Consider the following 17,531-nt stretch of genomic DNA (forward strand, 5'->3'; position numbering starts at 1 on the left):
TCGACGTCTAATTTATTTACCGATACAGAAACTGGAGAATAAAACATCCAGCATTCGCTCATTGTCGATCCGCCCCGAAATCTCGCCAAACGCCGAGAGCGAATCTCGTAAGTGACTCGATACCAATTCACTGCCTGCTCCGACGGTCAAACTGGCCAAGGCCGCTTCGATTGCTTGCCCCGCGCGCCCCAGCGCATCCGCGTGACGCGCGTTGATCGCCACCCAATCTTCGCCGACTTCCGTGCGAAACGACTCCGCGCGCCCCTCCAGCGCTATCGCCAGGCACTCCATTCCGTCTCCGCGCAGCGCGGAGACCGCCACGGGATTCGGCAGAGACGTTTTCGCCACCGCGTCCGCAGCAGAGTAGGGGGCGAGATCGATTTTATTGAGAACCGTGATGGTATTCGCGGCCGAAACCCGGTCCCGCAAGTGCACGGGCAGACTGGGGGGCGTCGTGGAAGACGCGTCGACAACCCAGAGAAACAGGTCCGCCTCGCCCGCTTGCTCGATCGTCTTTTCAATCCCGCGCCGTTCCAGCGCCCCCGGCTGCATGTTTAGGCCGGCCGTGTCGACCAACCGCAGCGCATGCTGGCCCAGCGCAATGGTTTCCTCGATGTAGTCGCGCGTCGTCCCCGGCTCCGGGCTCACGAGCGCCCGCTCGCGGCCCACCAAACGGTTCAGCAAGCTGCTCTTACCCGCATTCGGCTCGCCGATAATCACCGTGCGTATGCCGTCGCGCAGGATCTGGCCGTAATGGTTCGTGGCCGCGAGGCGCTGCGTCTTGGCCCGCAAGTCCTTCAACTGGCTCACCAATGCGGCCCGGTTCTCGTCGGGCAAATCTTCCTCAGGAAAATCAATATAGACCTCGATAACGGCCAAAATGCTCAATAACAGCGTGTTCAACTCCTCCATGCGCCGCCCGAGCGACCCGCGCAGCTGCCGATTCGCCGCCGCCAAAGCCCGTTCGCTGCGCGCGTGGATCAAATCCATCACCGCCTCTGCCTGACTCAGGTCCATGCGACCGGCCAGGAACGCCCGCTTCGTAAACTCCCCCGCCTCCGCCGCCCGACAACCGCGCGCCAGGAGATCCTCGAGTATCTTCTGCGCGATGAAGGGATTGCCATGACACGAAACTTCCAGCGTGTCCTCGCCCGTATAGGAATTCGGGGCGGCGAAAAACGTGAACAGCACATCGTCGAGCAACTCGCCCCCCACATCGCGATAGTCCGCGTGCCGCACCACCCGCGGCTCCGGCAACGCGCCGAAAATCGCCCGCACCAGCGCCGGCACCTCCGGTCCGCTCGCACGCAACACCGCGATCGCCGCCGTGCCGGCGGGCGTCGCGAGAGCGGCAATCGTATCGTGGAGCGAACCCATCGCGCCACCCAAAGACAGCCCGCCGCGCGAGGCAAAAGGAAACACGCACTCCGCCGCCGCCACTCAGCTGCGCGCCGGACCGAAAATCTCCACCACCTTCCGCGCGCGGAAATCGAAGATGCGCTCCAGTTCTCCGCGCACCCACAACCGCTCGGCCAGCCAGCCGAGCGGACCCCAACCGACCTCATACGTCACGCGATCCGTCATGCGCACACCGCCCGGCGCCACCTCGAAATAGTGTTCGTGATACCAAAGCCGATACGGCCCGACGCGCTGCTCGTCGACGAAGTAGCCGCCGGCACGGATGTGCCGGATTTCGGTCAACCACCGCAGCCACACGCCGGGCAGCGGCGAGATGCGATACTCAATCAACAGACCAGGATGCATCTTCTCCGGCACGGCACTCACGATGCGGATGCGCAAATCCGGCGGCGTCAGCGCGTCGAGATTGCGCGGCGTCGCGAAAAACTCCCACACGCGCTCCGGCTCGGCCGGGATGAATTGTTCACGCAACAGTTGGGCGCACATCGCTCCGGAGCATAGCCAACAAAATCCTCCGCGCAAAACCCCACGCACCATCGCGATCTCCGACCCGCCGCGCCACGGCTCAACTCTTCGGCAAAGTCACCTCCGGCTTCGGCGGGGTGAAGCCGGGACCGAGATCGACCTTCACTCTGCCGGGCGCGTCCACCTTCGGCTCGGCGATCGGCGGCGGAGTCGTCGGCCGCGCCCCCGCCGTGCTGAAACGCGGCGCGGCGCTCGCCCGCTGCGCCGGATCGGCGAGCGCGGCGATGATTTCGGCGGCGCGCTTTTCTGCCGCGGCGATGTCGGCCGGCCGTTTCGCGAGGTGCTCGCGTGTGCGCGCGACCGCATTCGAAGCCGCGCCACTCCGCTCCGCGACGATGAGCCAGGCGAGCCCCTCGGGATAATCGCGCTTCACGCCGCGACCACTCACGAGGATCGCCCCGATATTGTGCTGCGCTTCGGGCACGCCGTGCACCGCGGCCTGCGCGTAGTAATCGAGCGCGAGGTCGATGCTCTTCGGTCCGCCCACGCCGTCGAAGTTCATCTTGCCGAGGCGAAACATCGCTTCGGTCACGCCGCCGCGCGCTGCCTGGTCGAGCCAGCTGCGCGCCGCGGCCGGATCGGCTGTCATGCCGTCGCCGTTGAGAAGACGGTCGCCCAGCTCGAAACACGCCTGCGGATCGCCTTGCGCGGCGAACTGCCGGAGTTGCTCGACCGTTTTCCATTTCGGGCCTTTCGAAACCAACTGCGGTGGCGTGAAGCCGTCCGCGTTGGACGCTTGCGGCGGCTTCGCGCCGAGCGCAGAGAGCGCGAAACACAGCGAAAGGGAGAAACTCAGGATGGCGCGCATGAGAAGAGTGGACGAGATCGGGCGAAAGCGGTTCCGCTCAGGGCAGGGGCAGCTTCTCGCGCTCGGGATGAAAGACCATCACGCTCGTCACGAGCCAGCCGCGCGTGCGGGTTTCGACCCACTCCTGCTTTTCGCGATAGCGCACTTTCCAGCGGGCGCGCACGCCGGCGGCGTCGGTTTCGATCCGGACCATCGTCTGCGTCAGCATGATTTCGGCGCGCGCATCGCGCATCCGGCAGCTGTCGATGTGCGTGTCGAGGGATTCGATTTCGATCCCGGCGAAGAGCCTGGCCGTCCGGGCGAGATAAGCGGCGCGATCGTAGGATTTGCCGTCGGGGCCGTCGAAGCGCCAATCCGGCGTGCCGAATTCCACGATGCCCTCCGCCCGCTTCGCGAGGATAGACGCGCGAATCGAGAAGATGCGCTCGCGAATCTGCTTCTCCGCCATGAGCCCGCTGCAACCGGCGAGCCACGCGACCGCCGCCATCAATCCCGCCAACAGAAGGGGCGCTCGGACCGTGAGGTTCATGCGAACATCATCGGCGCGGCGCCCCGGAATTCCAAGCGCGGGCTGAGGCTTATTCCTCGGAGGCTCCGGCGACCGGATCGCCGGGCTTGATCTGAGCCTTCTCGAGAATCGTCGCCTTCACCTTTTCGGCGAGCGCAGGATTTTGTTTCAGCGCTTCCTTGGCGGCTTCGCGGCCCTGGCCGACGAGTTCGCCGTTGAAGGCGATCCACGCACCCTTCTTCTCGAGCACCTTGTGCTCGATGCCGAGATCGAGGAGCGAGCCGGTGGCGGAGATGCCCTCGTCATACATGATGTCGAACTCGCACTCGGTGAACGGCGGGGCGACCTTGTTCTTCACGACCTTGATCTTCGTGCGGTTGCCGATGACTTTGCCGTCGGGCGTCTTGAGCTGGTCCTTGCGGCGGATGTCGAGGCGCACGGAGGCGAAGAACTTCAGCGCGCGACCGCCGGAGGTCGTCTCGGGGTTGCCGAACATCACGCCGATCTTTTCGCGGATTTGATTCGTGAAGATGCACACGCAGTTCGTCTTCGAGACGACCGCTGTGAGACGGCGCATCGCCTGCGACATGAGGCGAGCCTGCGCGCCGACGGTGGCGTCGCCCATCTGGCCGTCGAGCTCGGCCTTGGTCGTGAGCGCGGCGACGGAGTCGAGGATGATCACATCGATGGAGTTCGAGCGGATGAGCGTCTCCATGATGTTCAGCGCGTCTTCACCGGAGTCCGGTTGCGAGACGAGCAAGTCGTCGAGGCTCACGCCGACGACCTTGGCGTATTTCGGATCGAGCGCGTGCTCGACGTCGATGAAGGCCGCCAGCCCGCCGCGGCGCTGGGCTTCGGCGATCACGCTCAAACAGAAGGTGGTTTTGCCGGAGGATTCCGGGCCGTAGATCTCGATGATGCGCCCTTTCGGCAGGCCGCCGACGCCGAGCATGAGGTCGATGGCGAGCGAGCCGGTCGAAAGCGTCTCGACCTTCATCTTGGCGTTGTCGCCGAGGCGCATGATGGAGCCTTCGCCGAATTGCTTCGTGATGGACGAGACGGCGAGGTCGAGATTCTTGTCGCGCGCGACGAGGGCGGCGGACGGGGCGGATTTCGTTTCGGCTTTGGGGGACTTATCGGCTTTGGACATGGAAGGAGTGGGTGAGGGGAGAGAGGCTATCAGGTCACGTTGACAGCCGTATGTCAGGAGACTTTCCGACCCGTGCGGCGAGCCGCAAGCGCGGAGTCCGAAAAATCACTCCCTCAATTTAGGTGTTCGAAAAAGTTGACTGCGCCGCTCAACCCGTCGGAGGCGTCGCGGATTTGAAGCCGAACGCGAAATACACTGCCGCGAATATCAGCGCGAGGCTCACCATGTAGTTCCAGCGGAGCTTCTCGCCGAGCACCAGCCACGCGAAGACGACAAACACCACGAGCGTGATGACCTCCTGCATGATTTTCAGCTCGTAGCCGGTGAACTTGCCGTAGCCCAGGCGGTTCGCCGGCACCATCAGGCAATACTCGAAGAACGCGATGCCCCACGAGATCGCGATGGTCATCCACAGCGGCTTGTCGTGGAGGAACTTCAGGTGGCCATACCACGCGAAAGTCATGAAAATATTCGAAACGGTGAGGAGGACGACGGTCGTCATGCGCGCAGCATGCGCGGCGCGCGGCGCCGCGCAAGGACGCGGACGCTGCACGCTTCGCGAATACCGAGTCGGAGAGCGCGCGGGCGGCTCCACGGTGCGCCTTGTCCGTCAACGGGAGTCGGAGGGCGCGGCTACTGCCGCGCCGCGATCTGCTCGACGGCTTCGCACCTCAATGGCGCGGCAGTAGCCGCGCTCTCCCAAGAACACGAACCCGCCTGCGCCTGTCGACGCGCCACACTCGCGCCGCCTCACTCCGTCAGCGTGTAAACCGCGAACGACGACAGCCAATGCGAGCGGTGGAAATCCTCGTCGCTGAGCAGCGGCAGCGCCGCGTCGTAGTGCGCGATCGCCGCCGCGGTCGCGAAGGTCCGCCGCGCATCGTCCGCGGAGAAGATCGCCGCCAGCCGCCGCCAGACCCACGCCTTGTTGAGGTTCAAGCCGACGAGGTGCGCGATCTTCGGGTCGCGCGGATCGCTCACCGGGGCGGGTTTCAACAGGTTCGCCGGCTCGCCATGCCCCAACCGCGGCAGGAACTTGCCGAACCACACCAGAAACTGCTCGCGCGGCAGGATACGCGCCATCAACCCGGCCTCCGTCAGGCACGGAGAAAAGAAATCCTCGCCCGACGGCTCGTAGTGCGCCGGGTAGTCGACATCGTGCCCGAACCAATAGGCCGAGCGCGCCGTGCACAGCAGTTTCATCTCCTGATCGTCGTGCGCGCGAGCGTGGCCGAGCGCGAGGGCGACTGCGACGGCGGTGTTGCCGTGGACGCCGTTGCGCACCGGATGCGTGAGATTCCGCAGGTAGCGCATGAAACCGGCGCGCACGTAGTCGACGAGCGGATCGAGATTCTCCGCCAGCGCGGCATCGTAGCCGTTCATCTCCTGCGCCAGCTTCAGGAACCACGCCCAGCCGTAGGGTCGCTCGAAAAATTGCCGCCCCGGCGCGCGGAAATACTCCAGTTCCCGCTCCAGATTTTCCCGCGTCAGATGCTCGCGCAGCACGCGGTCGATCGCCGGCCGCTCCGGCAGTTGCGGGAACAGGAGCGCCAGCCGCACCAGCATCCAGTGCTGGTGCACGCACGAATGCCAATCGTAGCTGCCGTAAAACGCCGGGTGCAGCGCGCGCACCTCCATCACGTCCTCCGGCCCATTCAGCATGTGCTGGAGCAGGTGCGGATATTCGCGCCGGACGTTCGCGAGACCGAGCCGCGCGAACGCGGAAGCTTGGGGGAGCGTGAGGGTGGGGAAGACGTCCGACACGGGAAGCGACGCTACCGGCCAAAACTTTCAGTTGAAGAAGAAAACACCCGACCTACATTCCGTTTCCAGTCCCACTCACACACACTCGCCCAGCCCTCCACGAATGAAGATCAAAGCCTACCTGAAGCCGCATTGCGGTTGGTCCAACGGCGTCCGCGCCATCATGCGCAAATACAACCTGCCGTTCGAGGACATCGACATCATCAACCATCGCTCCAATTACGAGGAGATGGTCCGCAAGTCCGGCCAGCCGCTCTCGCCTTGCGTCGAGATCGACGGCGTCATGCTCGCCGACATCTCCGGCGAGGAAGTGGAAAACTACATGCTCGCCAACGAGCTCGTGAAGCCCACCAACGCCTCGACCGACGTGAACACCAACGCCGGCTGCTCCGACGAAGAGCACGCCCGCATGCAGGCCAAGCCCGTGCGCTTCTTCTAAACGCCGGGAAACTCCCGCCACCCACCGAACGCCGGCCCTCGCGCCGGCGTTTGTCTTTTTCGCCCTCCGCCGCCCGCGTGTCACAAACCACCCGGCTGCTTCGTCTCGTGGATGCCATGAAATCCACCGACTCCTCGACAACGTCGCCAGCCGCCGCGCCGCGCGTGAACTACCGCCAGGTCGCGCCCGCCGCCGTCGCCGCCATGCTCGTCGTGCAACGCGCCGTGAACGAATCCGGCCTCGAGCACAGCCTCCTCGAACTCGTGAAGCTCCGCGCCTCGCAAATCAACGGCTGCGCCTACTGCCTCGACCTGCACTGGCGCGACGCGAAGAAGGCCGGTGAAACCGACGAGCGCCTCTACCTGCTCGGCACCTGGGAGGAATCTCCCGGCTACACCGAGCGCGAACGCGCCGCGTTGCGCTGGACCGAGGCCCTCACGCGCCTCTCCTCCGGCCACGTCTCCGACGCGACCTTCGCCGCCGCCCGCGCGCACTTCACCGAGCCCGAGCTCGTGCAGCTCACGCTCGCCATCGTCGTCATCAACGGCTGGAACCGCTTCAGCGTCGGCTTCAAGGTGCCGCCACGCGCCGAGTTCTGAGCCCGCCGCCGACCGATGCCCGACCATCTCGCCACCTTCACCGCCAGCCGCCGCCTGCTCTTTGATCTCGCGTATCGGATGCTCGGCCGCGTCGTGGAGGCGGAAGACGTCGTGCAAGACACCTGGCTACGCTGGCAAAAACAGGATCTCGCCGCCGTCACCTCGCCCAAAGCCTGGCTCGTCGCCACCGCCACGCGCCTCGCGATCGACCGGCTGCGCTCCGCCCGCCACACGCGCGAGGAATACTACGGCGTGTGGCTCCCCGAGCCGCTCGTCGAAAGCTCCGCCCCCTCGCCGGTCGACTCCGCCGCGCTCGCCGACTCGCTCACGATGGCCTTCATGGTCCTCCTCGAACGCCTCTCGCCCGACGAACGCGCCGTATTTCTCCTCCGCGAAGTCTTCGACCGCGACTACGCCGAGATCGCCGGCATCGTCGCAAAAACCGAGTCCGCCTGCCGCCAGATCGTCAGCCGCGCCCGCGCCAGCCTGCGCGGCGCCACGCCGCCGCCCGCCGCGCCCGACGAACGCGCCGCGCGGATCGTCCGCCAATTTTTCACCGCCGTCTCCACCGGCCAAACCGGCGAACTCCTCGCGCTGCTCCAAGCCGACGCCGTGCTCTACTCCGACGGCGGCGGCCGCGTCCGCTCCGCCGGCCGCCCGATCCGCAGCGCCGACCGCATCAGCCGGCTCTTCGCCGGCCTGCGCGCGCGCTTCCCCGACTACGCGCGCGCCGAGTTCGACTTCCGCACCATCAACGGCCGACCCGGCGCGCTCATGCTCAACGCCGGCCGCCTGCTCAACGTTTACTCGCTCGACCTCGACGGCGACCGCATCCGCACGATCTACCTCGTGCGCAACCCCGACAAACTCCGCCACCTCGTCGGATCAGCGCACGCCTGAGTTCGCGCGTTGGCGCAACGTCGCCGCCACCCCGAGCGTCACGAGCGTCCCGATCAGCGTGAACCACGGCCAGAACACCTCGCCGCCGAACGTCGCCAGCCACCACCCGCGCACCGCCGGAATGTTCGGCGGCCAATAAAGCACGTTCATCACCGCGACCGACGCCAGCATCCCGACCACCACCGCGCGCGCCCCGACGCCGCGCGCGAACAGCGCCAGCAGCAAGCCGCCCAGCAGCGCGCCGCTCGTCAGCCCGCGCAGTGAAAACGCCGCGTTCAGCACGAACTGAACCTCGCGCGTCAGCCACGCCACGCCGATCAGCACCGCCGCCCAAACCACCGTCGAGCGCTTGCTCCACGCCAGCAACGCCGCCTCGCTCAGCCGCGGCGCGAGCGGTTTCACGAAGTCCATCGTCGAGACCGACGCCAGCGCCGTCATCGCCGAGCTGATCGACGACATCGCCGCCGACAAGATCGCCACGATGAGAAAACCCTTCAGCACATGCGGCACCTCCGTGAGCATGAACACAGGGAAGATGAAGTCGTTCGCCTTGATGCCCGGCCGCGTCTCCGGCAGCGGGATCTGCATCGGATGCGACTGGTAGAAAACCCACAGCAGCGCACCCACGAGCAGGAAAATCAGAAACAGCGGAAAAATCACCACCGCGCTCAACGCGAGCGCCTTTCGCCCGTCCGCCACGGTCTTGCACGCCAACACGCGCTGCACGATCAGCTGCTCCGCACCGTGCGACGACAGCACGATCAACGTCCCGCCGAGCACGCCCATCCAGATGTTGAACGGCGCGCCGAACGAGAACGCGCCGTTGAACCACTCCAGTTTCCCGCCCGCCCGCGCCACCGCGAAAGCCGCATCCCAGCCGCCCACGAGCGTCGGGATGTAGAGCAGCGCGAACAGCCCACCCGCGAGAAAGAGCCCGAACTGCACCGCGTCCGTCCAAATCACGGCCTTCACGCCGCCGACGTAGGTGTAGAGCAGCGACAACCCCACGAAGAGCACGATCGCCCCGAGGATCGGATCCACGAGCCCGCCGAAACTGCACACCGTCTCGCCAAGCAGCAGCCGAATCGGAATGCACGCCACATACACGCGCACGCCCGCCGCCAACGTTTCGAGAAACAAAAACAACCCGCCCGCCACGCGCCGCGGCCCGACACCGAGACGTTGCTCGAGCAGTTGGTAAGGCGAATAGATTTCCCCGCTCAGATAATGCGGCACCATCACCGCCGCGAGAATTACGCGCGCGATCACGTAGCCGATGATCATCTGCAGGAACATCAGGTTCCCACCGAACGCGATTGCCGGCACGCCGATGATCGTCAGCGCACTCGTTTCCGCCGCCACGATCGACATCCCTATGCCCCACCACGGAATGCTGCGGCTGCCGAGGAAGTAGTCGCGCGTGTTCTGCTGGTCGCGGCCGAACCACAGTCCGAGCGCCACGACGCCACCGAGATAGAGCAGGATGACGGCCCAATCGCCGATGTTGAAAAAGGGGTTCATGCGGCGCGCCGATGCAGCGCCATCCGCCGCGCGCTGGCGAGCCCGTTCTCCTTGGTCAGCCGCCCCAGCTCAAATCCGCAGGAAAATTTCGCGCCGATACAGCCAGCCGCAGAACCCGATCGCGAGCCCCGCGCCGACCAGCGCCAGCACGAGTCCGCCCAAACCGGCCCACTGTGCGTCGAGCCACGCCGCGATCGGACCGCCCGCGAACCGCGCCGACAGCGCCGCGAAATCCACGACGTTGCTCACGAGATAGATCAGCAGCGAGTTCGCACCGACCCACATGAACGGCCGCGCCCACCCCTGCACGCGCCACACGTCGACCACCTGATAAAACGCCGCCAGCAACAACAGGCTCCAGCCGCCCGCCACGAGCACGAACGACGACGTCCACAGATTCTTGATCACCGGGAACTGCATGCCCCACAGCCACCCGAGCGCCACGAGCACCACGCCCGCGCCCGCGAGTCCGCCCACGCGCACCCGCGCGCTGCGCGAGGCGTCAGTGATCCACTTGCTCGCGAACAAGCCCAGCAGACACGTCGCGATCGCCGGCAACGTGCTCAGCAATCCCTCGGGATCGTGATCGCCGTTCCACTTCCGCAATGGCAGCCAGTGCGCGTCGATCCAGTTGGTCAGATTGTGTCCCTCGCGAAAATCCCCCGCGCCGAACCCCGGCACCGGCACGAACGTCAGCAACGCCCAATAGCCCACCAACAGCGCCGCGCCCACGACCGCCAGCCCACGCGGCCGCAGCCACAGATAGAGCACGCTCGTCGCGCCGTAGCAGAGCGCGATGCGTTGCAATACGCCGAGCAGTCGCGGCTCCGACGCGATGCCGCCGTAGTAGAAAAGTCCGAGGAGAAAAAGCACCACCGTCCGCCGCGCGATGCGTCGCAACGCCTCCGTGCGGCCACCCGCGGCCACGAGTTTGTCCAGCGAGAGCGGGATCGCCGCGCCGACCATGAAGACGAACAGCGGAAAAATCAGATCGTAGGCGTGAAAACCCTCCCACGCCACGTGATCCAGCTGCTCGGCCACCGCATGCAGCACCGGCCCGCCGCGCAGATGGTGCAGCGCGCCGCCGATCGCATCGGCACCGACGATCCAAAACATGTCGAACCCGCGCAGCGCATCGAGCGCCAGCAGGCGGTTTGGCGAAACAGCGGATGATACCTTCATGGTGCAGCGGCAGCGAACAACCGGCGGAGCGCCGGCAAAAAGGGAAATTCCACCGCGGCCTTCGTCGGTTTCGCCGCGCGCTCCAGCAACCCCTTCGCGCGCGCCGCGTCTTCGGGTGTCAGATGCTTCTGATGCACCAGCGCCACGATCGCCAACTGCGCAGACTCCGTCAGTTCGGCCAGCAGACGCGCCGTATCCAGCCGACCTTGCGCAATCTCTCCGCTCGCCGGCATCGCTGCCGCGCGTCGCGCCGCACCGTGCCAAGCTTCGAGTTGGTCGGTGATTGACTCCGCCCCCGGCACACGCGCGTCCGCGGACCGCGCCAGCCAGTCGTCGAGCTTCGCCGCGAATTCCCGCGCCAGCCGGCTCTCCGAGTGCGCCCAGTCCGCGAGCTCATTCAGCGGATAATCCAAACCTCCCTTTTGAATCTGGCCGCGCCGATAGCGCTTCACCGGCTCGACGGCCGACGCCAGCACGCGCAACGCCGCCGCCTCTTCCGGCGAAAATCCCTCGAACCGCGGCCACGCGTGGTGTTGCACGCCGGTTTCGACCAACCACTCATCGACGCGAGCGAGCCGCCGATACATGTCCGCGACGTCGCGCACCTCGCGCGGCGACCACAACCGCTCCGCCACGGCCGCTGCACGCGGCCAAATCCGAAAATCGTAGATCCGCGCGTCCGCCCACTCGCTCCACATCGGCGCTTCGCCGCCGAGCACGCGCGCTGCTTGTTCCGGCGTGAGCTTCGAGTCGGCGGGCAACGGGTCCGCCGCGTAGGCATCGGCCGCCGGATAATGCAGATCGAGATAATACCCCGCCGACAAAATCCCCGCGAAACCCTGCTGCGCTGCCTGCGCGAGCGACTCCGGCCCGCGCCATGAGTGCACCACCGCACTCCGCGGGAAATCCGGGTGCAGCACCTCGTCCCAGCCGACGAGCCGCTTGCCGAGAGGCGTCATCATCGCGGCGAGCTTCTGGTTGAACCACGCGTGCAGCGCCTCGTTCGTCGCGAAGCCGTGCCCCTTCTTGAACGCCGCGATGCGCTCGCTCGCGTTCCAGTCCTTGCCGTTGTTCTCGTCGCCGCCGATGTGGAAAAATTCGTCGGGAAACAGCGCCGCCATCTCCGCGAAGAACGAGCCGAGCAACGCATCGGTCTCCAGCTTCGTCGGGTCCATCACCGGATTGAGCACGCCCCAATTCTTCGCGACCGTGTAATTCCTCGGCACGCTCGCGATCTCCGGATGCGACGCCAGCCACGCCGTCGCGTGACCCGGCACATCGAACTCCGGCACCACGCGGATGCCGCGCTCGGCCGCCGCCGCGATGATCGCGCGAATCTGCTCCTGCGTGAGCACGCCGCTGTCCGCGCTCACCGCGTGCAATTCCGGGTGCCGCTTGCTCTCGATGCGGAAGCCCTGGTCGTCGGTCAGGTGCAAGTGCAGCACGTTCATCTTCACCGCCGCCATCGCGTCGAGATTGCGAAAGATGACCTCCGGCGGCTGGAAATGCCGCGCGACGTCGATCATCAACCCGCGCCACGGGAAACGCGGGGCGTCGTCGATCTTCACGCTCGCCGCCGCGAACGAGCCGTCCGCGCGTTTCTCCACCAGCTGCAAAAACGTCTCCAAGCCACGCAACACGCCCACGACGTTCGGCGCGCGCAACTCCGCTCCGCTCGCCCGCACGTCGAGCGTATAAGACTCATCGTCGCCCAGCTTCGGCAGCGCCGAGCCCGCGCTGTCGCACGTCACCACGAGCGCGCCACCACTGGCGACGACGCGCGGTCCCACATTAATCCCCACGCGCTTCTCCAGCCGATCGAGCGCGCGCCCGATGCCGGCGCGCAACCGCGCGTCGTCGTGGCCCGCGATACGCACGCGAAAAGTCGCGTCGATCGCGAGCGTGCCGTCGCGCCACTCCACGTGCGCGGGCCACGGCATCAGGTTCGCTGCCGGTGCCGCATTCGAAGTCATGGCCAAACAGCCGGATAAAAACAGCGCCGTCAGGAGGCGTTTCATCGGCGGGCGAACATCTCCTCGATTTCCTCGAGCGTGCGGCCCTTCGTTTCCGGCAGCCAGCGCGCCACGACGGCGAAGTAGGCGACGGTGCACGCCGCCCAAAACGCGAACATCGCGCCGTAGCCGTAATGCGTCGTCACCGGCAGGAAGAGCGCGGCGATCGCGGTCGAAATGCCCTGGTTGATCAGCAAACCGATGCCCATGCCGAGCGAGCGAATGCGCGTCGGCATCAGCTCCGAGAGCGCGAGCCACACGCACACACCCGGACCGATGGCGAACGACGCGATGAACAGCATCAACCCCGCGCTGACGACGGACGCCGAATCCGCATTCGCCGTCATGCCATGCTCGATCCGCCAGAACGTCGCGCCAGCGGCGATGAGCGCAAGTGCGATGCCGGCAGTGCCGATTTTCAGCAGCACCTTGCGACCGAGTTTGTCGACGAGCACGAGCCCGACGACCGTGAACACGACGTTCACCGCTGTCACCCACGTGCCGCGCGTCGCGGCGTCCGCGGCGGAAAGCCCGGCCTTTTGCAACATCACGACGATGAACTGGAGAATGGAATTGATGCCCGTCGTCTGCGTGAGCCCGAGCACGGCGCACGTGAGCACGAACGGCACGATGTAGCGGCGCTGCCAGAGCGAGCCACTCGCCGCGATCGCCTCGGGTGTCGCGGGCGCCGCCGCCGCCTGCATCGCCGCGAACTCCGCCACGGCCGCCTCGGGCGTGCGTCCGCGCAGCAACGCCGCGCGCGCGGCCTCCGTTTTTCCCTTTTGCAGCAGCCAGCGCGGCGATTCCGCGAGCAGCAACGCGCCGACGAGGAACAGCACCGCCGGATAAAACGCCGACGAGAACATCGCACGCCACGCCGCATCCTGCACGTGCACGAGCTCCGCGCCCGCCGCGTGCGCCGCCTCGACCTGCCGCGTGTAGTGCGCACCGACGGCGAGCGAGATCAGGATGCCCGTCGTCAGCAGCAACTGGAACGCCGCCGTGCCGCGTCCGCGAATCGCCGGCGGCAGGCACTCGGCAAGATAGAGCGGAATCACGACGGCGATCATGCCGGCGCTGAGCCCTTGCAGCGTTCGCCCGGCGAAGAGCGCCACGAAACCGTGCGCCGCGACGATGAGCGCGACACTGGCGAGAAAGATGACCGCCGCGGCGAGCATGAGGCGCTTGCGCCCGAGCACGTCGGCCAACGCGCCCGCGACGAGCGACGACACCGTGCCCCCCGCAAGGACCGCGGCGACGACGGCGGATTCCTGCGCGGCGGTGAGCGCGATGGTCTTGTTGAGGTAGAGCAGCGCGGCGCCGATGATGCCGATGTCGTAGCCGTAGAGGAAGCCGCCCATGCCGGCGATGAAGAGCAGCAGGGCCGTGTAGAGACGCGGAGTCATGCGGGGTTCAGGGGTTCTGCCAATCGAAGCCGGCGTAACTCGCCCGGCGGACCGGCGACCATTTCTCGAACAAGGCGCGCGCGACCGCAACCGAATCCCCGCGCGTCGTCGTCGGATGCGGATCGTGCCGCTCGCACCACGCGAACTCCCAGCGCGCGAGGTCGCGGTAGAAATCGTTCGCGGCGGGAAGCACGCGGCCATCGCGGCGCGGCAGCGAGTGGTCGTCGAAACCGGCAGGTTGCTGCTCGAGCCACGTGAAATATTTCCGCCAGCGCTCGAGATAAAAACCCTCCATCAAGCCGGACCACTGCCGACAGGAGTATTCGAAGAGCAGGTCGTTTTCCGGCGTGCCGCCCCAGACGGTGATGAGCTGGCGGGCGTTGCGCTCGTAGAGATCGGCCTCCGCGGACGTCTTGCCCCACGCGCGCGCACCGGCGAGCCACGGACCGAGCAGGAACTCGCGACGCGTGGCGAGCAGTCGGTCGAGATCGGCGCCGAGCGCGAGGAAGCGATCGCGCGCCACGGTGTATTTCGCCCGGTCGCCCGAGCGCCACGCGGCGACGACTTCGCGGTGCAGCGGCAGCGAGAGATCGGCGAGCGCCTGGCGCGCGACGTCGACGAGATCGTAGCGGAACGGATCGACGCGGCCGAGCTGCGGCGCGGCGGCGAGCAGGTCATCCCACGCGCGCCAGACCGCCTCGACATCGTAATCGCGCACAAACGAACCCCACGGCGACGCCTGTTTCAGCTCCAGCGCCGGACGCGCCTGCAACGGCGACTCCATCGGCGGCTCGGGGCTCTTTTGCGCATAAACGCTGGTGCGCAGCGCGGACCAGGCGCGTTGCGCCGCGGCGTTGTCCGCGCCGTAGCGCGCGTGCACGTAGCGCTGCGTCCAGGCGTCGAGGTCCGGCGCGGTGCGGTGCCAGGCGAGATCGGCGGCGAGATCAAAGAGCAGCGGGTTGTGCTCGATCGCCTCGGCGAAGATGCCGACGCCGACCAATCCGCGACCCGCGGGCGTGCCGAGGAGCGACGGCGCGTTGGTGGCGAGTTGCGGGAGATTGCCACCGAGGCTGTGGCGGCCGCCGTAATTCTGGATGATTCCTGCGACCCACGCGCGGCCCCAGAACGAGTCGGTCTCGCGCCATTTCTGGCCGGTGAGATCGAGCACGAGCAGGCGATCTTCCGGAATGCCGCGCACGATGCCTTCGCGGATCGACCAGCCTTGCATGACGATCGTCGCTTGCGGATCGAAGCCGGTCGTGAGGTGGAAAATCTTCGCGCCGACGTCGTGGAGGTATTGCGCGCCTTCCTGCGGTGGCTCGCCTTCGTGGAACGGATCGGCGGCGTAGAGGTGGTCGCCGCCGAAGAGCTTTTGCTGCTCCTCGAGAAACGCGCGGCCCATGCGCTCGAAGAGCGGGTCGGCGGGATCGAGTTGGGCGGGGCCCGGCGGGATTTCGCACCAGACTTTCTTCTGGAGAATGCGCGCGCCGGGGAAACGCTCGGCGAGTGCGACGGGCACGCAACCGGTGAAGCCTTGCAGGATCGGCGTCATGCCGAGCTCGCGCTCGCGGCGGATGATCCACTGGCCGAGCTCGAGGTGGGAATCGATCCACGACTGCGGGAGGGGGCCGCCCCACGCTTCGATGTTGGTCATCCATTGCCAGGCGAAGAAGGCCGGACCGACGAAGAAGGCGCGGATCTCGTCGTCGTTCATGCCGAAACGCCGCAGCGTCGCCTGCCACACCGCTTCCTGGCCGGTGATCGCGAGCGGCGTGGTAACGCCGTTCAGCGCCATCCAGTCGATCTCGCGCTCCCAGCGTGCGCGGTCCCACCACGCCGACGTGTAGTTGAAGGTGCAGTAGTTCAGGTAAACGCGGTGCGCGTAGGGCGACTCGATGCGGACCTTCTCCGGGACGGCGGGCAATTTTTCCGGCAACGCGAGATTGTCGCCGCACCACGAGACCTGCGCGTGCGCGACGTTGCGGAAATACCAGTTCAGCGCGGAGCCGATGGTGATGCCGTTGTGGCCGCGCAAAACGAGGCGGCCGTCGCGCGTCTCGACCTCGAACGCGTCCGGCGCGCCGGGCGCGTGCGCGAGCGGCTCGAGCACGATCTGGCTCGCGTGCTGCGGCACGAGGCGCGCCACGAGAGCGCGGGCGGCGGCGAGCTCGTCAGCGCGAGCGGCGGCAGTGAAAAGGAAGGCGGCCAAGAGCGCGCACACGCTCTTGGCCGCACGAAGACGCAACACAGACCCCGATGTCATGGTTGCGAAGGATAGAATTCGCGGATGATCGCGGCAAACGAAGCTTTCGGTTTTCTTTGGGTATCGAACACGCCCCAGTGTTTCTCGACGACGTGCGGCGGGGTTTTATCGCCGCCGCCTTTCCAATTCTCGTCGAACGCCTCGAAGAGGATCGTGGGCACGCGGCGCTCGTTCACCCAGCGGTAGTGCTGGCGGAGGTAATTTTCCTGCGCGGCGACGGAGACCTCGGCCTTCATCAGCGCGCCTTCCTCGCCGGGTTTGTTGCGCGACGGATCGTAGCTCGTGGCCCAGCCGGTCTCGCCGATGATGACGGGGATGCCGGGATGCAGGCGGACGGTGTTGTCGTATTGTGCGGAGAGCCACGACATGCCCTCGGTGAGCGGGCGGCCGTTCCAGAGCGCGTAGCCGTGCAGGATGATGAAATCCAACTCGGCGGCGACGGCCTGCGAGGCGGGCTTGTTCCAGAAGTTGTAGTCGTCGGCGGAGGTGACCGGCTGTTTCACGGCGGCGCGGACTTCGCGGGCCCAGCGCGCGATGTCGGCCGGGTCGACGCGATGGTCGGACCATTCGACGCACGGCTCGTTGCCGACGGCGACGGCGATGACGACATCCGGGTAGGTATTGGCGACGCGGACCATGGCGGCGAGTTCGTCGCGGTTGCGCTGCTGGTGTGCGGGCGTGTCGTTCGTCACGACCCAAGCGCCGACGATGGCGCGGATGGGGAGCTGGTGCTCGTGGATGAGCCGCACGGTGCGCTCGGAGACGCCGGTGGCTTCATACATGCGGATGAAATTCCAGTAGCGCGCGACGAGTTGCAGGTCGGCGAGGATTTCGGCGTCGGTCGGCTCCTTGCCGTAGGGGGCCTGACCGTCGCGATAGGCGCTGAACGAGACGCCGTTGCCGATCCAGCGGCCGTCGAGCTGGAGGTTCAGCGTGCGGCGACCGCCGGGCAATTCGCCGGCGCGGACGGCAGCGGTGCCGAGGAGAAACAGCGCCGCGGCGGCGGCGAGGAAGGACAGGAGGCGTTTCATGCGG

16 protein-coding genes are annotated in these 17,531 nt (G+C 66.6%); 3 read left to right on the plus strand and 13 right to left on the minus strand.

All coding sequences use genetic code 11. The features are described from left to right. Window positions 1–12: 12 nt before the first annotated feature. The 7 genes from mnmE to KF715_11530 all read right to left on the minus strand — a co-directional run bounded on the left by mnmE (window position 13) and on the right by KF715_11530 (window position 6,174). On the minus strand, window positions 13–1,377 hold the full coding sequence (gene mnmE, locus KF715_11500) for a tRNA uridine-5-carboxymethylaminomethyl(34) synthesis GTPase MnmE (GenBank protein MBX3737309.1): 1,365 nt from the start codon (window positions 1,375–1,377) through the stop codon (window positions 13–15). Between the two features lie 63 nt (window positions 1,378–1,440). Next, window positions 1,441–1,905, minus strand: coding sequence for an SRPBCC family protein (locus KF715_11505; GenBank protein MBX3737310.1), 465 nt, complete (start codon window positions 1,903–1,905; stop codon window positions 1,441–1,443). 79 nt (window positions 1,906–1,984) lie between these two features. Next, the gene (locus KF715_11510) at window positions 1,985–2,752 is read right to left on the minus strand and encodes a sel1 repeat family protein (protein MBX3737311.1); all 768 of its coding nucleotides are present in this window, start codon (window positions 2,750–2,752) and stop codon (window positions 1,985–1,987) included. 37 nt (window positions 2,753–2,789) lie between these two features. Continuing rightward, window positions 2,790–3,281 (minus strand): hypothetical protein, encoded by a 492-nt coding sequence (locus KF715_11515; protein MBX3737312.1) that lies wholly within the window; start codon window positions 3,279–3,281, stop codon window positions 2,790–2,792. Window positions 3,282–3,330: 49 nt separating this feature from the next. Next, window positions 3,331–4,410, minus strand: coding sequence for a recombinase RecA (gene recA, locus KF715_11520; protein ID MBX3737313.1), 1,080 nt, complete (start codon window positions 4,408–4,410; stop codon window positions 3,331–3,333). 148 nt (window positions 4,411–4,558) lie between these two features. Further along, window positions 4,559–4,912 carry a DMT family protein gene (locus KF715_11525; GenBank protein ID MBX3737314.1) on the minus strand — a complete coding sequence of 118 codons (354 nt, stop codon included), beginning with the start codon at window positions 4,910–4,912 and terminating at the stop codon, window positions 4,559–4,561. A gap of 248 nt (window positions 4,913–5,160) precedes the next feature. Then, complete coding sequence (locus KF715_11530; GenBank protein MBX3737315.1) at window positions 5,161–6,174, minus strand: DUF2891 domain-containing protein; 1,014 nt, start codon at window positions 6,172–6,174, stop codon at window positions 5,161–5,163. A 103-nt stretch (window positions 6,175–6,277) separates the two neighbouring features. Between KF715_11530 and KF715_11535 the strand changes: the two genes are divergently transcribed. The 3 genes from KF715_11535 (at window position 6,278) to KF715_11545 (ending at window position 8,112) form a co-directional block, all read left to right on the plus strand. Then, entirely contained in the window at window positions 6,278–6,613 is a 336-nt protein-coding gene (locus tag KF715_11535; GenBank protein MBX3737316.1) for a glutaredoxin, read from the plus strand. A gap of 116 nt (window positions 6,614–6,729) precedes the next feature. Beyond that, on the plus strand, window positions 6,730–7,212 hold the full coding sequence (locus KF715_11540) for a carboxymuconolactone decarboxylase family protein (GenBank protein MBX3737317.1): 483 nt from the start codon (window positions 6,730–6,732) through the stop codon (window positions 7,210–7,212). A gap of 15 nt (window positions 7,213–7,227) precedes the next feature. Beyond that, window positions 7,228–8,112 carry an RNA polymerase sigma-70 factor gene (locus tag KF715_11545; protein MBX3737318.1) on the plus strand — a complete coding sequence of 295 codons (885 nt, stop codon included), beginning with the start codon at window positions 7,228–7,230 and terminating at the stop codon, window positions 8,110–8,112. Here the strand turns inward: KF715_11545 and KF715_11550 are convergent. From KF715_11550 to KF715_11575, 6 genes are all read right to left on the minus strand, one after another. Continuing rightward, window positions 8,098–9,633, minus strand: coding sequence for a hypothetical protein (locus KF715_11550; GenBank protein MBX3737319.1), 1,536 nt, complete (start codon window positions 9,631–9,633; stop codon window positions 8,098–8,100). The two genes, KF715_11545 and KF715_11550, sit on opposite strands and share 15 nt — an antisense overlap. Before the next feature lie 69 nt (window positions 9,634–9,702). Next, window positions 9,703–10,815, minus strand: coding sequence for a DUF5009 domain-containing protein (locus tag KF715_11555; GenBank protein MBX3737320.1), 1,113 nt, complete (start codon window positions 10,813–10,815; stop codon window positions 9,703–9,705). Then, window positions 10,812–12,833, minus strand: a complete 2,022-nt coding sequence (locus KF715_11560; GenBank protein ID MBX3737321.1) for a family 20 glycosylhydrolase — start codon at window positions 12,831–12,833, stop codon at window positions 10,812–10,814. The genes KF715_11555 and KF715_11560 overlap by 4 nt, the downstream gene beginning before the upstream one ends. After that, the gene (locus KF715_11565; GenBank protein MBX3737322.1) at window positions 12,830–14,233 is read right to left on the minus strand and encodes a sugar porter family MFS transporter; all 1,404 of its coding nucleotides are present in this window, start codon (window positions 14,231–14,233) and stop codon (window positions 12,830–12,832) included. The genes KF715_11560 and KF715_11565 overlap by 4 nt, the downstream gene beginning before the upstream one ends. A 7-nt stretch (window positions 14,234–14,240) precedes the next feature. Beyond that, the gene (locus KF715_11570; GenBank protein MBX3737323.1) at window positions 14,241–16,496 is read right to left on the minus strand and encodes an alpha-N-acetylglucosaminidase; all 2,256 of its coding nucleotides are present in this window, start codon (window positions 16,494–16,496) and stop codon (window positions 14,241–14,243) included. Next, a complete protein-coding gene (locus KF715_11575; protein MBX3737324.1) occupies window positions 16,493–17,527 on the minus strand; it encodes a hypothetical protein in 1,035 nt (344 codons plus the stop codon). The genes KF715_11570 and KF715_11575 overlap by 4 nt, the downstream gene beginning before the upstream one ends. Window positions 17,528–17,531 lie beyond the last annotated feature (4 nt).

This window comes from Candidatus Didemnitutus sp. (genome assembly GCA_019634575.1).
In the GTDB taxonomy this organism is placed as follows: domain Bacteria; phylum Verrucomicrobiota; class Verrucomicrobiia; order Opitutales; family Opitutaceae; genus Didemnitutus.